Annotated in this window: 1 protein-coding gene; it reads right to left on the reverse strand. The window is 55.5% G+C overall.

The window, feature by feature from the left end:
• A partial coding sequence (locus EUU22_RS01495; RefSeq protein WP_165351041.1) for an MFS transporter occupies window positions 1-256 on the reverse strand: 256 nt, incomplete at both ends.

The raw sequence follows: 256 nt of genomic DNA on the forward strand, positions 1-256 counted from the left end.
CCTCGAGCTTTTGCTGGCTGGCGGTTTCAGAGCTTGGATGTTTGCGAGCGTAGTACTGGCCCCACAGGCTAAAAGCGAGTATACTCACAGACATCAGGTACAAGACGCGATCAAGGCCGAAGTTGTCGGCAACGGCGCCGACGAAGAGAATGACGGGAATGCCGGCGGCGTTGTATAGCATAAGCTGCAAGGCCAGAACGCGCCCTTTGATCCAGTCAGGAGTCATTTCCTGGATCGCGGTCTGTGCGGGAATATT

This window comes from Ciceribacter ferrooxidans (genome assembly GCF_004137355.1).
Taxonomy (GTDB): domain Bacteria; phylum Pseudomonadota; class Alphaproteobacteria; order Rhizobiales; family Rhizobiaceae; genus Allorhizobium; species Allorhizobium ferrooxidans.